We start from the raw sequence: 17,302 nt of genomic DNA, 5'->3' as shown, positions 1-17,302 counted from the left end.
TGTCGATGCGTGTGATGTGTTGCCTGCTGTTGTTGGGCACCAGCCTGTCGGCCGCCGCCGTCGACCTGGGCGATGCCTATGCCCTGGCCCTGCGCAACGATCCGACCTTCCACGCCGCCATCGCCGAACGCGATGCCGGCCTTGAGAGCCGCGCCATCGGCCGGGCGGCGCTGTTGCCGAACCTGTCGTACCGCTACAACAATGCCCGCAACGATTCCGAAGTGACCCAGACCAACGTCCGCGGCAATGTCACCAGCCAGCGGGACTACCGCAGCTATTCTTCGACCCTGACTTTGCAACAGCCGCTGTTCGACTACGGCGCCTGGGCTGAGTACCGCCAGGGCGTGGCCAAGGCGCTGTTGGCCGATGAGCGCTTTCGCAGCCGCAGCCAGGAGTTGGCGGTACGGGTGTTCGCCGCTTATAGCGAGGCATTGTTCGCCGACGAGCAGATCGCCCTGGCCCAGGCTCAGCGCCGGGCCTATGCCGAACAGTTGCAATTGAACCGGCGCCTGCTCAAGGGCGGTGAGGGCACCCGTACCGACGTGCTGGAAACCCAGGCGCGTTACGAACTGGCCCAGGCGCAGGAAATCGAAGCCAGCGACAACCTTGATGCCGCTCTGCGCGTGCTGCAGGCGATCATCGGCGAGCCGCTGGAGGTCGCTGACCTTGCGCCCTTGAGTGGCGATTTCCGTGTTCAGCCCTTGCAGCCATTGCGCTTCGAAAGCTGGCGGGATCTGGCCGTGGCCCACAACGCCGAACTGGCTTCCCAGCGCCACGCCCTGGTTGCCGCCGACTATGCCGTCGAGCGTCAGCGTGCCGGCCACTTGCCGACCCTGAGCGCCTACGCCAGCACCGGTAAATCCAGCTCCAGCTCCGAAAGCAGCTACGACCAGCGCTATGACACCGACAGCATTGGCCTCCAGGTCAGCCTGCCGTTGTTCGCCGGTGGCGGGGTCTCGGCGGCTACCCGCCAGGCTGCGGCCGAGCGTGACAGTGCGCGCTTCAGCCTGGACGGGCAGCTTGCCGATACGCTCAATCAGTTGCGCAAGCAGTTCAATCTCTGCGCCAGCAGCACGGCGAAGATTCGCGCCTACGAGCTGGCAGTCAAATCGGCCAGTGGCCTGATCGAAGCGACCCGCAGGAGCGTGGCCGGTGGCGAGCGGGTCAACCTCGACGTGCTCGATGCCGAACAGCAACTGTTCAGCGCCCGTCGCGACCTGGCCCAGGCCCGCTACGACTACCTGCGTGCTTGGTTGCAGTTGCGCTATCTGGCCGGTGTGCTGGAGCCGCAGGATTTGCAGCAATTGAATGGATACTTTGCTAGTCGCTCAGGGGGCTTGGCTGCCCGCTGAGTTCAGTTTGCCTTTTGACTTACAGCAAGCAGGCGTTTGACTTGGTCGCTTGCTAGGTTTTGACATAGTTGCTGAGATGAATTTTTGGTAAGCCCAGTATTTACTTGGCTTTCGTATGCTATGTTTTGACTTGCTGAGGTAATGCTTTTGAGATGATTGGACATGCCGACTTTCAAACACCACGAACTGGCACTGCTTAACCCTTCCTTCGACTCGCCGCTGGTGGATGTTTTGACGGAGCTTGAGCACCTACGTCGCTACCGGCTTGCTGGCACCACGCCTTCCAGTCTGTTCTTCCAGCTCAAGAGCATTTTCCACCTCCTGGAGAGCTTGGGTTCGGCACGCATCGAAGGTAACCACACCACACTTGCGGACTATGTCGAGAGCAAAGTGGAGGGGACCGATTCAACCTCGGACCAGCTTCGCGAGATATCCAATATCGAAAAGGCGATGACTTTCGTCGAGGATCACTTCAGTGAGGCGGATGACGTCGGTTTGCATCTGCTGCGTGAACTGCATGCCATCACAGTTGATGACCTGGACAGGGAAGGTGATCGAACCCCTGGCAGTTTTCGCGCTGGCCACGTACGAATCGCCCAGTCGAACCATCTCCCGCCCGATCCGGTGCAGGTTCAAGGTTACATGGAGGAACTGGTTGCCTTCATTAATCGAAGGGATCCGCAAAAGTACGATCTGATGAAGGTGGCAATCGCTCATCATCGATTCGGCTGGATTCACCCATTCAGTAATGGCAACGGCCGTGTGGTGCGTCTGCTGACCTATGTGATGTTGATCAAGTACGGATTCAACGTCGCTGCTGGCGGGCGTTTGCTCAATCCAACGGCAGTATTCTGCAATGACCGTGAACGCTACTACGAAATGCTTGCTCAAGCGGATGCGGGCACGTCCGAAGGGCTGGAGCGGTGGTGCGAGTATGTTCTGCGGGGCATTCTGGACGAGCTCAGGAAGCTTGATCGATTACTGGATTACAGCTATCTGAAACAGGCAATCCTGTCTCCAGCACTGGCCCACGCCCGTGAACGGGCATTGCTTACCGAACTTGAGTACGGCGTACTCCGGCTGCTGCTCGACAGTGATAGCGCCATTGCCAGGTCAAGTGATCTGGCCGCTGCGATGCCAGGACTGAAGGGCCCTCAACGTACGTATCAGATCAAGAAGCTGGTTGAGCGTGGCATGCTGGTACCGATCAAACCCAACGCCCGTCAATACACCCTGGGGTTTTCGCACAGCTACCTTTTGCGCGGGGTGATTCGTGCCCTGACGGCCGAAGGGTTCATTACCCAGCAGTTGTCTTCGGCGCGACAGTAGCAGCTCAATAGCAAAGACCGGGGCATTCGCCCCGGTCTTTAATGCTTGTGCAACCTCCCTCAGTGTTCCGAAACCGCCTCTCGTCGCGCCGGCGGCTCTCCATGTTCGCCTTCGCTCATTACCGGCACTTCCTTGCCTTCGGCGTTGAACAGCTTGCCGTCTTCGAAGTAGTCGCCATCACGCAGGGCGGAGATGTCCGAGTAGTGGATGGTGCGTTCGTAGGCGGCAGCGAAGACCGATTGCTGGTCGGAGTTGCCGGTGGTGAAGTGGTTGAACACCAGGTTGAGCACGATCGCCATGATCGCCGCCGAGCTGATTCCGGAGTGGAAGATGGTCTCGAACCAGGAGGGGAACTGCGCGTAGAAGTTCGGCGCGGCGATCGGGATCATGCCGAAGCCCAGCGAGGCGGCGACGATGATCAGGTTGACGTTGTTCTTGTAGCTGACCTTGGACAGAGTGCGGATCCCGCTGGCGGCGACGGTGCCGAACAGCACGATGCCCGCACCACCGAGTACCGAGGTCGGCACTGCGGCAATCACCCGGCCCATGATCGGTAGCAAGCCGAGCACCACCAGGATGACCCCGCCGGTGGCTACCACGTAGCGGCTCTTGACCCCGGTCACGGCCACCAGACCGACGTTCTGGGCGAAGGCGCTCTGGGTGAAGGAGCCGAAGATCGGCGCCAGGATGCTGGAGGCCATGTCGGCGCGCAGGCCGTTGCCCAGGCGTTTGGAGTCGACCTTGGTGTCGATGATTTCACCGACGGCGAGGATGTCCGCCGAGGTTTCCACCAGGGTCACCATGATCACGATGCACATCGACAGGATCGCGGCGATGTGAAAGGTCGGCATGCCGAAGTGGAACGGCGTTGGCATCGCGACCAGCGGGCCGTCGAGGACCTTGCTGAAATCGGCCATGCCCAGCGACCAGGCGATCAGGGTGCCGATGACCATGGCCAGGAGGATCGACAGCCGCGAGATGGCCGCGCTACCCAGCTTGCTCAGCACCAGGACGATCAGGAAGGTCAGGCCGGCCAGGCCGATGTTGGCCATGCTGCCGAAATCCGGGGCCTTGCTGTTGCCGCCCATGACCCAGCGCGCAGCCACTGGCATCAGGGTCAGGCCGATGGTGGTGATGACGATACCGGTCACCAGCGGCGGGAAGAACTTGGTGATCCGCGAGAACACCGGAGTGATCAGAAAACCGATCAGCGAAGCCGCCATGACCGCGCCCAGTACTCCGGGCAACCCGCCGCCGCCTTCACTGCTGAGGATTGCGCCCATGGTCGCCACCCCGGCGAACGACACGCCCTGCACCAACGGTAGCTGGCAACCGAACCACGGCAGGCCGAGGGTTTGCAGCAGGGTCGCCAGGCCACCGGCAAACAACGACGCGGCGATCAACAGGCCGATGTCGGCAGGGCCCAAGCCAGCCGCCTGGCCGAGGATCAAAGGTACCGCGACGATACCGCCGTACATGGTCAGAACATGCTGCAGGCCATAAGCCAGGTTGGCGCCAAGGCCCAGGTTCTCGTCTTCGGGACGCTGGGCTGAAGACGTGCTAGGGGAGGACGTATTCATGGGGCTAGTTCTCAGTTTTATTGTTGTGGCGCTACTGTAGACAAGTCCTACACGGGAATGCCAGAACAATTGTATACAATTTTTAGATTGGCGTAGGAACAGTCCTGCCAACGGTTTGGCTTCAGGGCTGGATGCAGAGATCGTTCCAACAGCCGCGCGCAGCCCTCGCGAGGCTGCGTGACAAAGGTGGAAGGGTTGAAAAAGCTGTCCAGATGGACAGAAAGTCGCAAGCGAGGGGAGTGGTTAGGGGCCTAACAGATTCTAATCTTCGATCAGTTCTCGCAGCTCACGCATCATTTCGGTGCTGTCGGCCACGTTCAGCTCTACCAAACGGTGCAAATGGCTCATTGAGTCGACGTCAATGTACAAACAGACAAAGCCCAGCTGACAGCCTTCTTCATGGCGTAGCTCGACCAGCATCTGCACTTTGGCCTGCTCGCCCAAGTGCACAATGGCCTCGAAATCCTGGGTCAGGTCCGGGTCCCAGGGCTCAGGGCATTTGATCAACAAGCCCTTGAGGGACAGATCAAGCAGTTCAACCGGCCACTTTCGCTCCCCCTGGCGCAGTTCGGTGGGAGCATCGAAGGAAACTCGCTGGAAACGTCGGCGTTCTTGATGGTCGCTCATGTTCAGGCACTCCGGGGTTCTTCCTGACTATAGCTCAGCACTTGCCAAGGCCCACGCAAGGGCGCATAACGAGGTCTGTCCAGCCCACGCTGAAGGCTCTAGACCAACGTGGGGGCTGGCCTTTCCTGCCAGTATCGCTAGACTCGAAAGGCTGTCTTTTATCCACTAGCTGGAAGCAAACCATGAACAACAATAATAGCCTGCTACGCCACATTCCGTGGCTGGCGCTGGCAGTCATAGGAGCCTGTGCGCTGGGTGTGGTCGCCCTGCGTCGTGGCGAGGCCATCAACGCCTTGTGGATCGTCGTCGCCTCGGTGGCCATCTACCTGGTCGCCTACCGCTACTACAGCCTGTTCATCGCCACCAAGGTGATGCAGCTGGACCCGCGTCGGGCCACCCCGGCGGTGGTTAACAACGACGGTCTGGACTACGTACCGACCAACAAACACATTCTATTCGGTCACCATTTCGCCGCGATCGCCGGTGCCGGCCCCCTGGTCGGCCCCGTGCTGGCGGCGCAGATGGGTTACCTGCCGGGCACGCTCTGGCTGATTGCCGGGGTGGTGCTGGCCGGTGCGGTGCAGGACTTCATGATCCTGTTCCTGTCCACCCGCCGCAACGGTCGCTCGCTGGGCGACATGGTCCGTGAAGAGATGGGCCGGATTCCGGGCACCATTGCCCTGTTCGGCTGCTTCCTGATCATGATCATCATCCTGGCAGTGCTGGCGCTGATCGTAGTCAAGGCCCTGGCCGAGAGCCCATGGGGCATGTTCACGGTGATGGCGACCATCCCGATCGCGATGTTCATGGGTATCTACATGCGCTACATCCGCCCGGGCCACATCGGCGAGATTTCGCTGATTGGCGTGGTGCTGCTGTTGCTGTCGATCTGGCTGGGGGGCCAGGTTGCTGCTGATCCCGTGTGGGGCCCGGCGTTCACCTTCACTGGCGTGCAGATCACCTGGATGCTGGTGGGCTACGGTTTTGTGGCCGCCGTGCTGCCGGTGTGGCTGGTGCTGGCGCCGCGTGACTACCTGTCGACCTTCCTCAAGATCGGCACCATCGTCGGCCTGGCCATCGGCATCCTGATCATCGCGCCAGAGCTGAAAATGCCGGCGCTGACCCAGTTCACCGACGGTTCCGGCCCGGTGTGGAAGGGCACCTTGTTCCCGTTCCTGTTCATCACCATCGCCTGTGGTGCGGTGTCCGGCTTCCACGCACTGATCTCCTCGGGGACCACGCCCAAGCTGCTGGACAACGAAGTCAACGCCCGCTACATCGGTTACGGCGGCATGCTCATGGAGTCGTTCGTGGCGATCATGGCCATGGTTGCCGCTTCGGTTATCGAGCCTGGCGTGTACTTCGCCATGAACAGCCCGGCCGCAGTGGTCGGCTCTGATGTTGTCTCGGTTGCACAGACCGTCAGCAGTTGGGGCTTTGCCATTACCCCTGATGCTCTGGAAGCAGTAGCCAAGGACATCGGCGAGCACACCATCCTGGCCCGTGCCGGTGGTGCACCGACCCTGGCGGTCGGTATCGCGCAGATCCTCCACCAGGTGCTGCCGGGTGAGAACACCATGGCCTTCTGGTACCACTTTGCGATCCTGTTCGAGGCGCTGTTCATCCTCACCGCAGTGGACGCCGGTACCCGTGCCGGGCGCTTCATGCTCCAGGACCTGCTGGGCAGCTTCGTACCAGCACTCAAACGTACCGAGTCGTGGGGCGCCAACCTGCTCGCCACGGCCGGCTGCGTGGCACTGTGGGGCTACCTGCTGTACCAGGGCGTGATCGACCCGCTGGGCGGCATCAACACCTTGTGGCCGCTGTTCGGCATCTCCAACCAGATGCTCGCCGGTATCGCCCTGATGCTTGGTACTGTTGTGCTGATCAAGATGAAGCGTCAACGCTACATGTGGGTCACCTTGCTGCCCGCAGTGTGGCTGCTGATCTGCACCACCACCGCCGGCTTCATCAAGCTGTTCGACCCGAACCCGGCCGTCGGCTTCCTGGCCCTGGCCAACAAGTACAGCACGGCGCTCGACGCCGGTCAGGTGCTGGCCCCGGCCAAAGACATCGGTCAGATGCAGCACGTGATCTTCAACGCCTACACCAACGCGGCCCTGACCGGCCTGTTCCTGTTCGTGGTCTTCAGCATTCTGTTCTTCGCCCTCAAGGTCGGTATTGCCGCCTTGAACAAAAAAGAGCGGACTGACAAAGAGTCCCCGTTCCAGGCCCTGCCGGATGCATAAACCAAGAGGAATGCAGTGATGTTCAACGATCTCGGTCGACTGGGTAAGTACCTGGGGCAGGCAGCCCGCCTGATGGTCGGCATGCCCGACTACGACAACTACGTCGAGCATATGCAAACCAAGCACCCGGACAAGCCGGTGATGACCTACGAGGAGTTCTTTCGCGAACGCCAGGAGGCTCGTTACGGCGGCAAGGGTGGGCCCAAGTGCTGTTGAAAGACCGCACGAAAGGCAAGTGACAAAGCTGTGGGAGCCCGGTTTGCGCCGGGCTCCCACAGTCATTTTCAGCGTTCAGGAGTATTCGGTTTGTTACCTCCAATTCCCGTTACCGTGCTCAGCGGCTTTCTCGGTGCCGGCAAGACCACCTTGCTGCGCCACCTGCTCAAGGCCGAGCACGGCCTGAAGATTGCCGTCATCGAAAACGAATTCAGTGATGCCGGCATCGATACCCAGCTGTTGGGTGATGAACCGGTGCAGGTCATGACCCTGGCCAATGGCTGCGTCTGTTGCAGTATCCACACCGACCTGACCAAGGCGCTGTTCCTGTTGCTGGAGCGGTTGGACAGCGGCGAAATCGCCTTCGACCGCCTGGTGATCGAGTGCACCGGCCTGGCCGACCCGGCACCGGTGGCGCAAACCTTCTTCATCGATGAAGAGCTGCGCGAGCGCTACCTCCTCGACGGCATCATCACCCTGGTGGATGCGGCGCATGCCGACCTGCACCTGACCCAGGCCATCGCCCAGGCCCAGGTGGGCTTTGCCGACCGCCTGCTGGTGAGCAAGACCGACCTGGTCGATGAGGCCAGCTTCCAGGCCCTGAGCGAGCGCCTGGGGCGGATCAACCGCCGGGCGCCGATTCGTGTGGTGGACAACGGCAAGATCGATCTGGCCGAGCTGCTCGATGTCCGCGGCTTCAACCTCAATGCCGACCTGGGCGGCGGATTGCGCCTGCGTCCGGCCGGCCAGACAGCGACCCCGGACCGCATCTCCAGCCTGGTACTGCGTAGCGAAACGCCACTGGATATCGATCGCCTCAGTGACTTCATGAATCAGTTGCTTGAAGACCACGGCAAGCAACTGTTGCGTTACAAGGGCGTGTTGAGCATCGCCGGTGAGGATCGGCGCCTGGTGTTCCAAGGGGTGTTGATGCTTTACGGTTTTGACTGGGATACCGAATGGGCAAAGGGGGAGGCGCGCGAGAGCGTGATGGTGTTTATTGCTGATGACTTGCCAGAGGCGAAGATTCGGGCGGGTTTTGCTCGCTTGTTCGATACTGGTTGTGAGTAAGCGTGATCGCTTGTGCTGCCTGAGGGAGATCAGCTACACCCCCAAAGTTGTAAGTGCAGCGTTGGAGTAACCACAGTGATGTGCTTGGAGTGCATCACTGACTTTATTCTTTTTTCGGCCTGGCGCTGAGCTTCGCGGCGATTGCCAGGGCCAAGCAGGTCAGCCCTAGCAAAGCGCCTGTTGATAAGTGCATTAAGCTGGAGCCGGCTGCGGCCAGGGCTGCCATCGTTTGATGAACAAAACCCACCAATGCCATGGCTTGAGCGCTGTGGCCAACGGTCTGCCGACTGGCAAGTGATTGGCACAGTGGATAGCCGATGCCTTGGCCAACGAGTATCAAGCAGTAGGGTAGTACTACCCAGATAGCGCTGCTGCCATCCATTGCACTTGCAGTGCTCATCATCCCGGCAGCGACCACCAGCAACAACATTGCACGACTGAGCGCGGCTGATTCACTTTGAGTGGATGCCGTTCGGTGAGCTATTCGTGTACCTAGTAGGTACGCAATGCTGATGGGCCAGCCGAGAAGCCCATATTCAAGGCTGGTCCAGTTGAACTGATGTTGGAACAAGAGCGGAGCATGGGCATTGAACACGACGATAATTGCATAGCCAAAGCCTCCTGCCAGCACTGGACGAATAAAAGAAGGGGTGTTCAGTAGGACAATGTAATCAGTCCAGAAGGCTGTAGCTTGATGGGGGTGTTGATGTGGCTGTGTGAGTCGGCTCAATCCGAGGCCAAGTAGAACACTGGCGATGGCGGGCACGGCAAAGGTTGAGCGCCAACCCGCGAAGGTGGCCAGCAGTGCTCCCAGAAATTGCGCGGCTCCCAGGGACAGGACGAAACATAGTGACAACCAGCTAAATGCCTGTGTCAGCCTTTTCCCTTCAAATCGCTCAGGCAGCAAGGCTCGGCCAGCAACCGAGAGGGCCCCGGCTGTCGCACCTTGAACCAGGCGCAGCGCCAGAAATTGCAGGTCGTTGGATGTCACCGTGAGCGCCAAGCCACAGACGCCATACAGGAGCAGCGCACCGATCAGCATGTTATGAGACCCCAAGTGTGCGGCTACTTTGCCCCATAGCAACATTGGCATGGCCATGCCCAGTAGAAACAGACTCAGGCTCAATTGGGCAAAGTATGCGTCAGTGTTCAGCTCTTGAATGATCACGGGCAGAGACGGTAGATAGAGAGTAATGCCTGCCTGAGTGAGTAGTACTGCAAGGCAGGCAACAGCCAGTGAGCTGAGTTTGCTCATCAGAAGTGTTCAACCGGCGTGGTCGCAGCCTGATGGAGGGTTAGGAAGTAAGCCAGATGGTCACAGAATTTGTTGATGGTTTCTGGCGGCATATCCGCGCGAAGGGTGAGACGCAAGGCTGCCCTGTTTCTTGGGACTACAGGGAAGAAGACCGCTGAGGTAAGAAAGCCGTTTTGTGCGAGATAGTCTGATGCCCTGTTGGCCAAGTGAGCATCTCCCAAGTGAATGAGGCGAATGGGTGATGGGGATCCAGAGTGTTCAGAGGGAATGAGCTGGTCAAACAGTGTAATGTTAGCTTGCAGTTTTTTCTGAAGATATTCGAGTCTCTGGGTACGGTGTATAGCTATCGACGCATTGCCGGCTCCAATAGCCGCAACGTTCAAACTTTGGGACCAGTTGGTCGGCCCTCCGTAGCGATGGATTAGTGTTTTCTGTTCCTTGTTTCCCAGCATGGCCAATCCGCCACCGGCAGCAAAGGATTTTCCTAATGAGGCAACGACTATTGTCATATCGTCCAGTTCTGCTATATGGGTGCGTGCAAACCCTTTGCCATGCTCCCCAAGCGCAGAGAGTGCATGCGAATCATCAAGGTAAAGGAAAAGCCCATAGCGCTCTTTCAAGTACAGTAGATTTTCAATGTCGGCTTTCCCACCCATGCTATAAAAAACCATCTGCAATATAAGCGATGCGTTTATGTTTTTTGCACAGTGCTTCAAGTTGGTTCATGTCATTGTGAGGGGTTGTGATGACTTCTGTTTCATCTGCACACGCTGCTTTGATATGGTTCATGGAGTAGTGAGCGTGTTTGTCAAATACCATGGTGGGTGCTTGATTGCCTGTAAGTACGCCTGCTGCCAGTAAAGGGAGAATACCGGAACTGGCAGCGCTGCAGGAAAGCGTTGCCAAGGCATGACAGTTGAAAGGGTCGGAGAGAGCTGATTCATAATGATCGAGGGCGTTTAACTTGCATCTGTTTTTGGAGTTTGCAATGCGTAGGGTTTTTGCATTTCTGATTTCTCGTACAGCGCCTTCAAGTAGCGCGGGGCTATAGTCGAGGCCCAGGTATGAGGTGGTGCAAAAATGATGGAAGTATCTGCCGTATTGGTCTTTCAGGTGGTTTGTGTCGGTGACCTCCACATTCAGGTCGGAAAGTTTGCTGTGTTGTGATGTGTTCCAGTCATCCTCAGCCAGTGTAATCATGTTTTTGTAGTTGGTATGTAGGTTTCGGTTGATTTTCATCGGCTGGACAGCTCCATGTTGTGGTTGGGCTTTCAGCTTATTTCTATGTGAGGGTAGGGATCTGCAGGAAATGGATTGTGTTTTACGGGGAATCTTCTCTTGCAAAAAGAGAATGATCCTACTTTCCGATTTGCGTTTGAACATTGCGTTTCGAGAGCACAACTTTCGAAGAAAAAACGGCAGGAGGCCGAAAGTCAGTAAGTCAAATCCTTTGGCTTAAACTAAAGGGGGGCGGCAGCAGTTACTATATGATCAGGAGGTGTTAAGCCAAGCCTCGCATCGAAGGTGCAATCACAAGGTAGCAGGCCCTGTGATTGCCGTTCATTAGACTTCGTCAGGATTGCTCAAATAAGCGGCATTGCGCTCAGTGATACGCAAGCGCAGCGGCAGTGCTTCGCCACCTTTGGCGCCGATGTAGAGGTGGGGGGCGTCATGGCGTCGATAGCGGTGCCAGGTTTGTCCGGAACGACGGTCCTGCAGGTGGATGATCAGGCTGTCGCTCTTGAAGTCGAGCAACTGCATCGGCCCTTTGGCGCCCATGAGGTTGACCTTCAAGGGGGCGTGACTATCGGGCGCAAAGGCGCCTATGGCACCACCGGCGTAGCGCTCCAGGTCCTCATGGGTGTCCATGCCCAGGCACTTGCCAAAGTGTGCGCCGGGTGTGCGGACGTACAGGGCATAGCCGTCATCGGTGCTGCGAAAGTAGAGCAGCAAGAGTTCGGCGGCAGTTTCGCTGGGCTGGTGGCCCAGTAGGTGGGAGTCGTCGCGTTGCTGCGGACGGCCGCTGAAAAGTCCGCCGCCGGTGCGCGCCTGGGTGATCCGTACCGGGCCACCTGTCAGAGTTTCCAGAAAGTGCAGGGGCAAGCGCGGGGTATCGACTTGGGCGATGAACGACTGCTGTCGGTGTGTAGCCATCGGGGGTTCTCCATGAGTACCTGAGGTGGATTCCTCCCGGCCAACCCTGACGCTGTACCGCAGTGACTCACAGACGGAAAAAAACCCGGCGCATGGCCGGGTTTTTTGTCAACGCAACTGAGCTTACTTGCCGTATACCGGCAGTTTGGCGCAGATGGCCTTGACCTTCTCACGAACGGCGTCGATCACCGCTTCGTTGTTCAGGTCAGCCAGGATGTCGCAGATCCAGCCGGCCAGTTCTTTGCACTCGGCCTCTTTGAAGCCACGAGTGGTCACGGCCGGGGTGCCGAAGCGCAGGCCGGAGGTGACGAACGGCGAACGTGGGTCGTTCGGTACCGAGTTCTTGTTGACGGTGATGAAAGCGCGACCCAGGGCGGCGTCGGCGTCTTTACCGGAGATTTCCTGCTTGATCAGCGACAGCAGGAACAGGTGGTTTTCAGTACCGCCGGACACTACGTCGAAACCGCGCTCGATGAACACACCGGCCATGGCCTGGGCGTTCTTCACCACTTGTTGCTGGTAGGCCTTGAACTCAGGCTGCAGCGCTTCCTTGAAGCAGATGGCCTTGGCGGCGATCACGTGCTCCAGCGGGCCGCCCTGGGCGCCCGGGAAGACGGCAGAGTTGAGCTTCTTCTCGATCTCGGCGTTGGCACGCGCGAGGATCAGGCCGCCACGCGGACCGCGCAGGGTCTTGTGGGTAGTGGTGGTGACCACGTCGGCGAATGGCACCGGGTTCGGGTACACGCCTGCAGCGACCAGGCCGGCTACGTGGGCCATGTCGACGAACAGGTAGGCACCGACCTTGTCGGCGATTTCGCGGAAGCGCGGGAAGTCGAGGATCTGCGAGTAGGCCGAGAAACCGGCAACGATCATCTTCGGCTTGTGCTCGACCGCCAGGCGCTCGACTTCGTCGTAGTCGATCAGGCCGTTGGCGTCGATACCGTACTGGACGGCGTTGTACAGTTTGCCCGAGGCGCTGACGTTGGCGCCGTGGGTCAGGTGACCACCGTGGGCCAGGCTCATGCCCAGGATGGTGTCACCGGCCGACAGCAGGGCCAGGTAGACGGCGCTGTTGGCTTGGGAGCCGGCGTGCGGCTGGACGTTGGCGTAGTCGGCGCCGAACAGTTCCTTGGCACGGTCGATGGCCAGTTGCTCGACCACGTCGACGTATTCGCAACCGCCGTAGTAGCGCTTGCCCGGGTAGCCTTCGGCGTACTTGTTGGTCAGCACCGAGCCCTGGGCTTCCATGACGGCGGGGCTTGTGTAGTTTTCCGAGGCGATCAGCTCGATATGTTCTTCCTGGCGCTGGGCTTCTTGCTCCATGGCGGCAAAGAGATCGGCGTCGTACTTGGCAATGGTCAAATCACGGCTGAACATGGCGGTCCTCAAGGATCGTGCTGAAATAGGCGGGCATTCTACCTCATCAGCTTTTGTCTGGCATATGAAAGGGCATCATGTCGCAGACAAGTGGGCTTCATTCAGGGACAGGTGGCGGATTCATCGCGGGGCAAGTGGGAGCGGGCTTGCCCCGCGATGGGGGTTACTCGAACATGAACAGGGTTTCGTTGCTGAACTGCGCCTCGAACTGATGCGCCGGCATCGGCCGTCCGAACAGGTAGCCCTGGACCTCGTCGCAGCCATGTTCGCGCAGGAACTCCAGTTGCTCGTGGGTTTCCACACCCTCGGCGATCACCGCCAGGTTCAGGCTGTGGGCCATGGCAATGATTGCCCGGGCGATCTGCGCATCCTGTTCACCCTCGGGCAGGCCGTCGACGAAGGTGCGGTCGATCTTCAGCACGTCGATGGGGAACTGCTTGAGGTAGTTGAGCGAGGAGTAACCAGTGCCAAAGTCGTCGACCGCGATGCTCAGGCCGAGGTTCTTCAGGCTGTCGAGGATCACCATGGCCTCGTTGACCTCGCGCATCAGGATACTTTCGGTCAGCTCCAGTTCCAGGCAAGCCGGCGGCAGGCCGGTCTCCTGGAGGATGGTGGCGATGCGTTCGCCCAACTGGCCGTCGGAGAACTGTCGCGCCGAGATGTTCACCGAGACCTTCGGCACCCGCACCTTGGCCTGGTGCCAGGCCTTGAGCTGACGGCTGGCTTCCTTGAGCACCCAGTCGCCGACATCGACCACCAGGCCCAGCTCCTCGATCACCGGGATGAAGTCCCCAGGCGGCACCAGCCCGCGCCGCGGATGGCGCCAGCGCAGCAGCGCCTCGGCACCGGTCAGGCGTTTGCCGTCGCCGCTGAACTGCGGCTGGTAGTAGAGGATGAATTCGTTCTGTTCCAGCGCATGGCGCAGGTCGCTTTCCAGTTCCAGGCGCTCCAGGGCACTGGCGTTCATGTCGGCCTGGTAGAACTGGAAGTTGTTCTTGCCGCGCTCCTTGGCGTGGTACATGGCGGTGTCGGCGTTCTTCATCAGCTGGCTGAGCTCGCTGCCATCCTGCGGGCTGAGGGCGATGCCGATACTGGCGGTGACGAAGAACTCACGGTTCTCCAGTACGAACGGCCGCACCAGGCTGCCCAGGATCTGTTCGGCCACGTGGATGGCCCGGTTCAGGGCCATTTCGCGGGTAGCACGCGGTTGCAGCAGCAGGGTGAACTCGTCGCCACCCATGCGCGCCACGGTGTCGTCGTCATCCACGCAGTCGAGCAGACGCTCGGCCATGTCCTTGAGCATGCGATCGCCCGCAGCATGGCCAAGGGAGTCGTTGATCGGCTTGAAGCGGTCGAGGTCGAGGAACATCAACACCACCCAGGCCTTCTGCCGGTCGGCCTGCAGCAGCGCCGTGTGCAAACGGTCCTGGAACAGGGTGCGGTTGGGCAGGTGGGTCAGGGCGTCGTAGTAGGCCAGGCGATGGATACGCTGTTCGCTGGCCTTGCGCTCGCTGATGTCGGTAAAGAAGCACACGTAGCTGGCCAGGTCGCCTTCGTCATCGAGCACCGCCGTAATGCCGACCCAGGCCGGATAATGCTCGCCGTTGCGGCGCTTGAGCCACACTTCGCCTTCCCAGGTGCCGCGCTGGTGCAATTGCTTGAGCACGTAGCGCAGATGCGCTTCCTGGTGCTCATCGACGGTCAGCATGCTTGGCAACTGGTCGAGGACATCGGCCACGTCGTAGCCACTGACGCGGCTGAAGGCTTCGTTGGCCTGGACAATGTAACCTGCCGGGTCGGTGATGAGGATGGCCGAGGTCGAATGCTCGAATACCGTGGCGGCCATGCGCAGGTCTTTTTCGGCGCGGCGTTGCTGGCTGATATCGCGGCCGACGCCAAGGATGCCTTCGAAACGGTTGTGGTCATCCCAGACCAGCACCAGGCGCAGTTCGATGGGAATCTTGCGGCCGTCGGCGCGCAGGCAGTCGAACAGAAACAGCTGGGGCGGCAACTGGGTACGCAACTGCTCCAGTTGTTCAGGATCTGTCAGGGCCTTGTTGATCCGTTCGACCAGGCTGTAGATGCCGGTGAGTTGGGCCGGGTTGGCGATGGTCGAGTGCCAGCCGTTTTCGAAGATCCACTGCACTTCAAAGCCCAGTACTGCCTGGATCGACGGGCTGACGTAGTTCAGTTGCATCTGGCTGTCGGTGGAGAAGATCACATCGCTGATGCTTTCGGCGAGCATGCGGTAGCGCTGTTCGCTGTCGCGCAGGGATTCGCTGGCCTCGATCTGTTCGGTGACGTCCTTGCCGACGCCGATGATCCGCGTCACGCAACCGGCGTTATCGCGGGTCAGGGCCTGCTCGCGGATGTCGAAGCGGCGCCAGTTCTGGTCGTGATGACGAAAACGCAACTGGCAATGCAACTGCTCGACGTAACCCGAGGCACGCTGTTGCAGGCGCATCTGCCGGTACAGTTCGGCGTCGTCCGGGTGCAGCAACAGTTCCCAGAAGTGGTCGCCCATCTGTGCAAGCTCGGTGCGGTTGTAACCCAGGGTCTGGCCCAGGTTGCGGTTGCTGAAGATCATCAACTGGCTCTGTACATCCTGCACGTACAGCTGATCGGGCACGGTACGCACCACATCCGACCAGAAACTCTCGCGCTCGAGCAATGACAGCTCGACCTGCTTGCGGCTGGTGATGTCGCTGATGCTGAGGATGACCGCCTGGTAGTCGCGGCGCTGTTGCGGGAAGCGCACCATCAGCCACAGGTGCAAGTCCTGGCCATCGGCGGTGGGCAGGCGCATCTCCAGTTCAAGCTGTTGCTGGTTGTCGAGGATTGCCCCGAGCAACTGGATGCCGATGCCTTCGTTGCCGCTCTGCTCACCCTCCACCAGGCGTTGCCAGGCACTGTCGCAGCAGTTGACGCCCAGCAGTTGCAAAGCCACCTGGTTGACTTCAGTGACTTTGAGTTCCTGCAGCAGCAGTCGGCGCAGTGGCGGGTCGAAGGCCAGGCGCTGCTCCAGGGCAGGGCGACTGCGCAGGCGGTAACGCTCCAACTGGCCAGGCAGGCCGGAGAGATCGAGCACGCACAGGGCAACGCCGGTGCCTTCGAAAATATCGTGGTAGCGCCGCCGGCTTTCCTGCAGCAGGCGGTGACGGCGGCGCATGTTGATCAGCGCCAGCAGCGGGACCAGCGCGCAGAACAGGCCGAGCATGCATTTGCCGATCAGCGCCGGCAGTAATTGCTGGCGCGCCAGGCCTGCGTCGAACAGCCCGCGCAATTGCCAGGTGCTGTTGTCGAGGAACGCCAGCATCACGCTCTGCAACGGTTCATCGCTGCCGGACGTCGGTTGGTGGCGGTTGATGATGTCGCCAGTGCGGCTGTTTTCCAGCAACCACAAAGGATGGTTGGGGCGGTCCAGATGATTGGTCAGGTCGTTGTAGTAGCTCGATGCCAGGCGCAGGAACCAGTAGCCGCTGGGCGCGTCGCCCGGCTGACGCAGCAGCAGGTAGACCTGCTGGTTGTCGGCGCTGTTGCTGTAATAGAAATCGCGTCCCTGATTCAGCCGCAGCAGTTCGTCCAGCGCCTGATAATCGGGCGTGCCGTTCAAGCTGTCGGCCTGCAGGCTGCCGTCGGCTCCGATCCAGGCAACACTAAGCAGCTTCGGCTGTTGCTGCTGTAACCGAGCGATGACCTGCGGCAGTTGCTCAGGGCCAGGCGACGAGCGGTACTGCTGGACCTGGTTCAAGGCTACCTGGGCCTTGAGCGTCATGTTCAGGCTCATGTGATCGGCCAGCTCGGCACTGGCGTTGAGGCTGTGCTGGTATTGGTCGGCCTGGGTATGACGGAATTGGGCGATCAACTGCCACAGCAGCAGGCCGAGCAGCAATAGCACCAACACCGCCAGCGCGCTTTTCAATGAGCCGCGCAATGGCGAGCCTGGCGCACTGGCCGGCTTGCGCAGGGATGACGGCTGAGTGAGATTGGTCAAACGTTGATCCTGCGGTATGGCTGGATGGCAGGTTTAGAGCTGCTGATTGGCAAGCGCCGCGTTCCTGGCGACGGCTCCGGTTGCGCACTATAAGCTGG

General features: G+C 59.9%; 11 protein-coding genes and 1 pseudogene. 5 read left to right on the top strand and 7 right to left on the bottom strand.

Going from position 1 to position 17,302, the window contains the following annotated elements; genetic code table 11:
• Positions 1–5: 5 nt before the first annotated feature.
• Together M5G17_RS12430 and M5G17_RS12425 are read left to right on the top strand one after the other, a co-directional pair.
• Positions 6–1,352 carry a TolC family outer membrane protein gene (locus M5G17_RS12430; RefSeq protein ID WP_273893203.1) on the top strand — a complete coding sequence of 449 codons (1,347 nt, stop codon included), beginning with the start codon at positions 6–8 and terminating at the stop codon, positions 1,350–1,352.
• A gap of 162 nt (positions 1,353–1,514) precedes the next feature.
• Positions 1,515–2,681, top strand: a complete 1,167-nt coding sequence (locus tag M5G17_RS12425) for a Fic family protein (protein WP_273893202.1) — start codon at positions 1,515–1,517, stop codon at positions 2,679–2,681.
• A gap of 59 nt (positions 2,682–2,740) precedes the next feature.
• On the opposite strand, the gene M5G17_RS12420 is transcribed toward M5G17_RS12425, so the two are convergent.
• On the bottom strand, positions 2,741–4,261 hold the full coding sequence (locus tag M5G17_RS12420) for a nucleobase:cation symporter-2 family protein (RefSeq protein ID WP_130263044.1): 1,521 nt from the start codon (positions 4,259–4,261) through the stop codon (positions 2,741–2,743).
• Between the two features lie 261 nt (positions 4,262–4,522).
• The gene (locus M5G17_RS12415; RefSeq protein WP_273893201.1) at positions 4,523–4,888 is read right to left on the bottom strand and encodes a PilZ domain-containing protein; all 366 of its coding nucleotides are present in this window, start codon (positions 4,886–4,888) and stop codon (positions 4,523–4,525) included.
• Between the two features lie 182 nt (positions 4,889–5,070).
• Here M5G17_RS12415 and M5G17_RS12410 point away from each other — a divergent pair, with 182 nt between their 5' ends.
• The 3 genes from M5G17_RS12410 (at position 5,071) to yjiA (ending at position 8,424) form a co-directional block, all read left to right on the top strand.
• Positions 5,071–7,137, top strand: a complete 2,067-nt coding sequence (locus tag M5G17_RS12410; RefSeq protein ID WP_273893200.1) for a carbon starvation CstA family protein — start codon at positions 5,071–5,073, stop codon at positions 7,135–7,137.
• Between the two features lie 18 nt (positions 7,138–7,155).
• Positions 7,156–7,353, top strand: a complete 198-nt coding sequence (locus M5G17_RS12405) for a YbdD/YjiX family protein (protein WP_010226397.1) — start codon at positions 7,156–7,158, stop codon at positions 7,351–7,353.
• Positions 7,354–7,443: 90 nt separating this feature from the next.
• Positions 7,444–8,424 carry a GTPase gene (yjiA, locus tag M5G17_RS12400; RefSeq protein WP_273893199.1) on the top strand — a complete coding sequence of 327 codons (981 nt, stop codon included), beginning with the start codon at positions 7,444–7,446 and terminating at the stop codon, positions 8,422–8,424.
• Positions 8,425–8,527: 103 nt separating this feature from the next.
• Here yjiA and M5G17_RS12395 read toward each other — a convergent pair whose 3' ends face one another.
• From M5G17_RS12395 to M5G17_RS12375, 5 genes and pseudogenes are all read right to left on the bottom strand, one after another.
• On the bottom strand, positions 8,528–9,679 hold the full coding sequence (locus M5G17_RS12395) for an MFS transporter (protein ID WP_273893198.1): 1,152 nt from the start codon (positions 9,677–9,679) through the stop codon (positions 8,528–8,530).
• Positions 9,679–10,918 (bottom strand): annotated as a pseudogene (locus M5G17_RS12390) (aminotransferase class I/II-fold pyridoxal phosphate-dependent enzyme). The gene M5G17_RS12395 and the pseudogene M5G17_RS12390 overlap by 1 nt, the downstream one beginning before the upstream one ends.
• Before the next feature lie 324 nt (positions 10,919–11,242).
• Positions 11,243–11,833: a hypothetical protein gene (locus tag M5G17_RS12385; protein WP_273893197.1), complete on the bottom strand. Its 591-nt coding sequence runs from the start codon at positions 11,831–11,833 to the stop codon at positions 11,243–11,245.
• A gap of 123 nt (positions 11,834–11,956) precedes the next feature.
• A complete protein-coding gene (gene glyA / locus M5G17_RS12380) occupies positions 11,957–13,210 on the bottom strand; it encodes a serine hydroxymethyltransferase (protein ID WP_273893196.1) in 1,254 nt (417 codons plus the stop codon).
• Between the two features lie 163 nt (positions 13,211–13,373).
• Positions 13,374–17,204, bottom strand: coding sequence for a sensor domain-containing protein (locus M5G17_RS12375; protein ID WP_273893195.1), 3,831 nt, complete (start codon positions 17,202–17,204; stop codon positions 13,374–13,376).
• Positions 17,205–17,302: the final 98 nt, after the last annotated feature.

It is taken from the genome of Pseudomonas rubra (genome assembly GCF_028656935.1).
GTDB lineage: Bacteria > Pseudomonadota > Gammaproteobacteria > Pseudomonadales > Pseudomonadaceae > Aquipseudomonas > Aquipseudomonas rubra.
The sequence above is the reverse complement of the archived record's forward strand: the minus strand, read 5'-3'. Positions and strand labels throughout refer to the sequence as shown.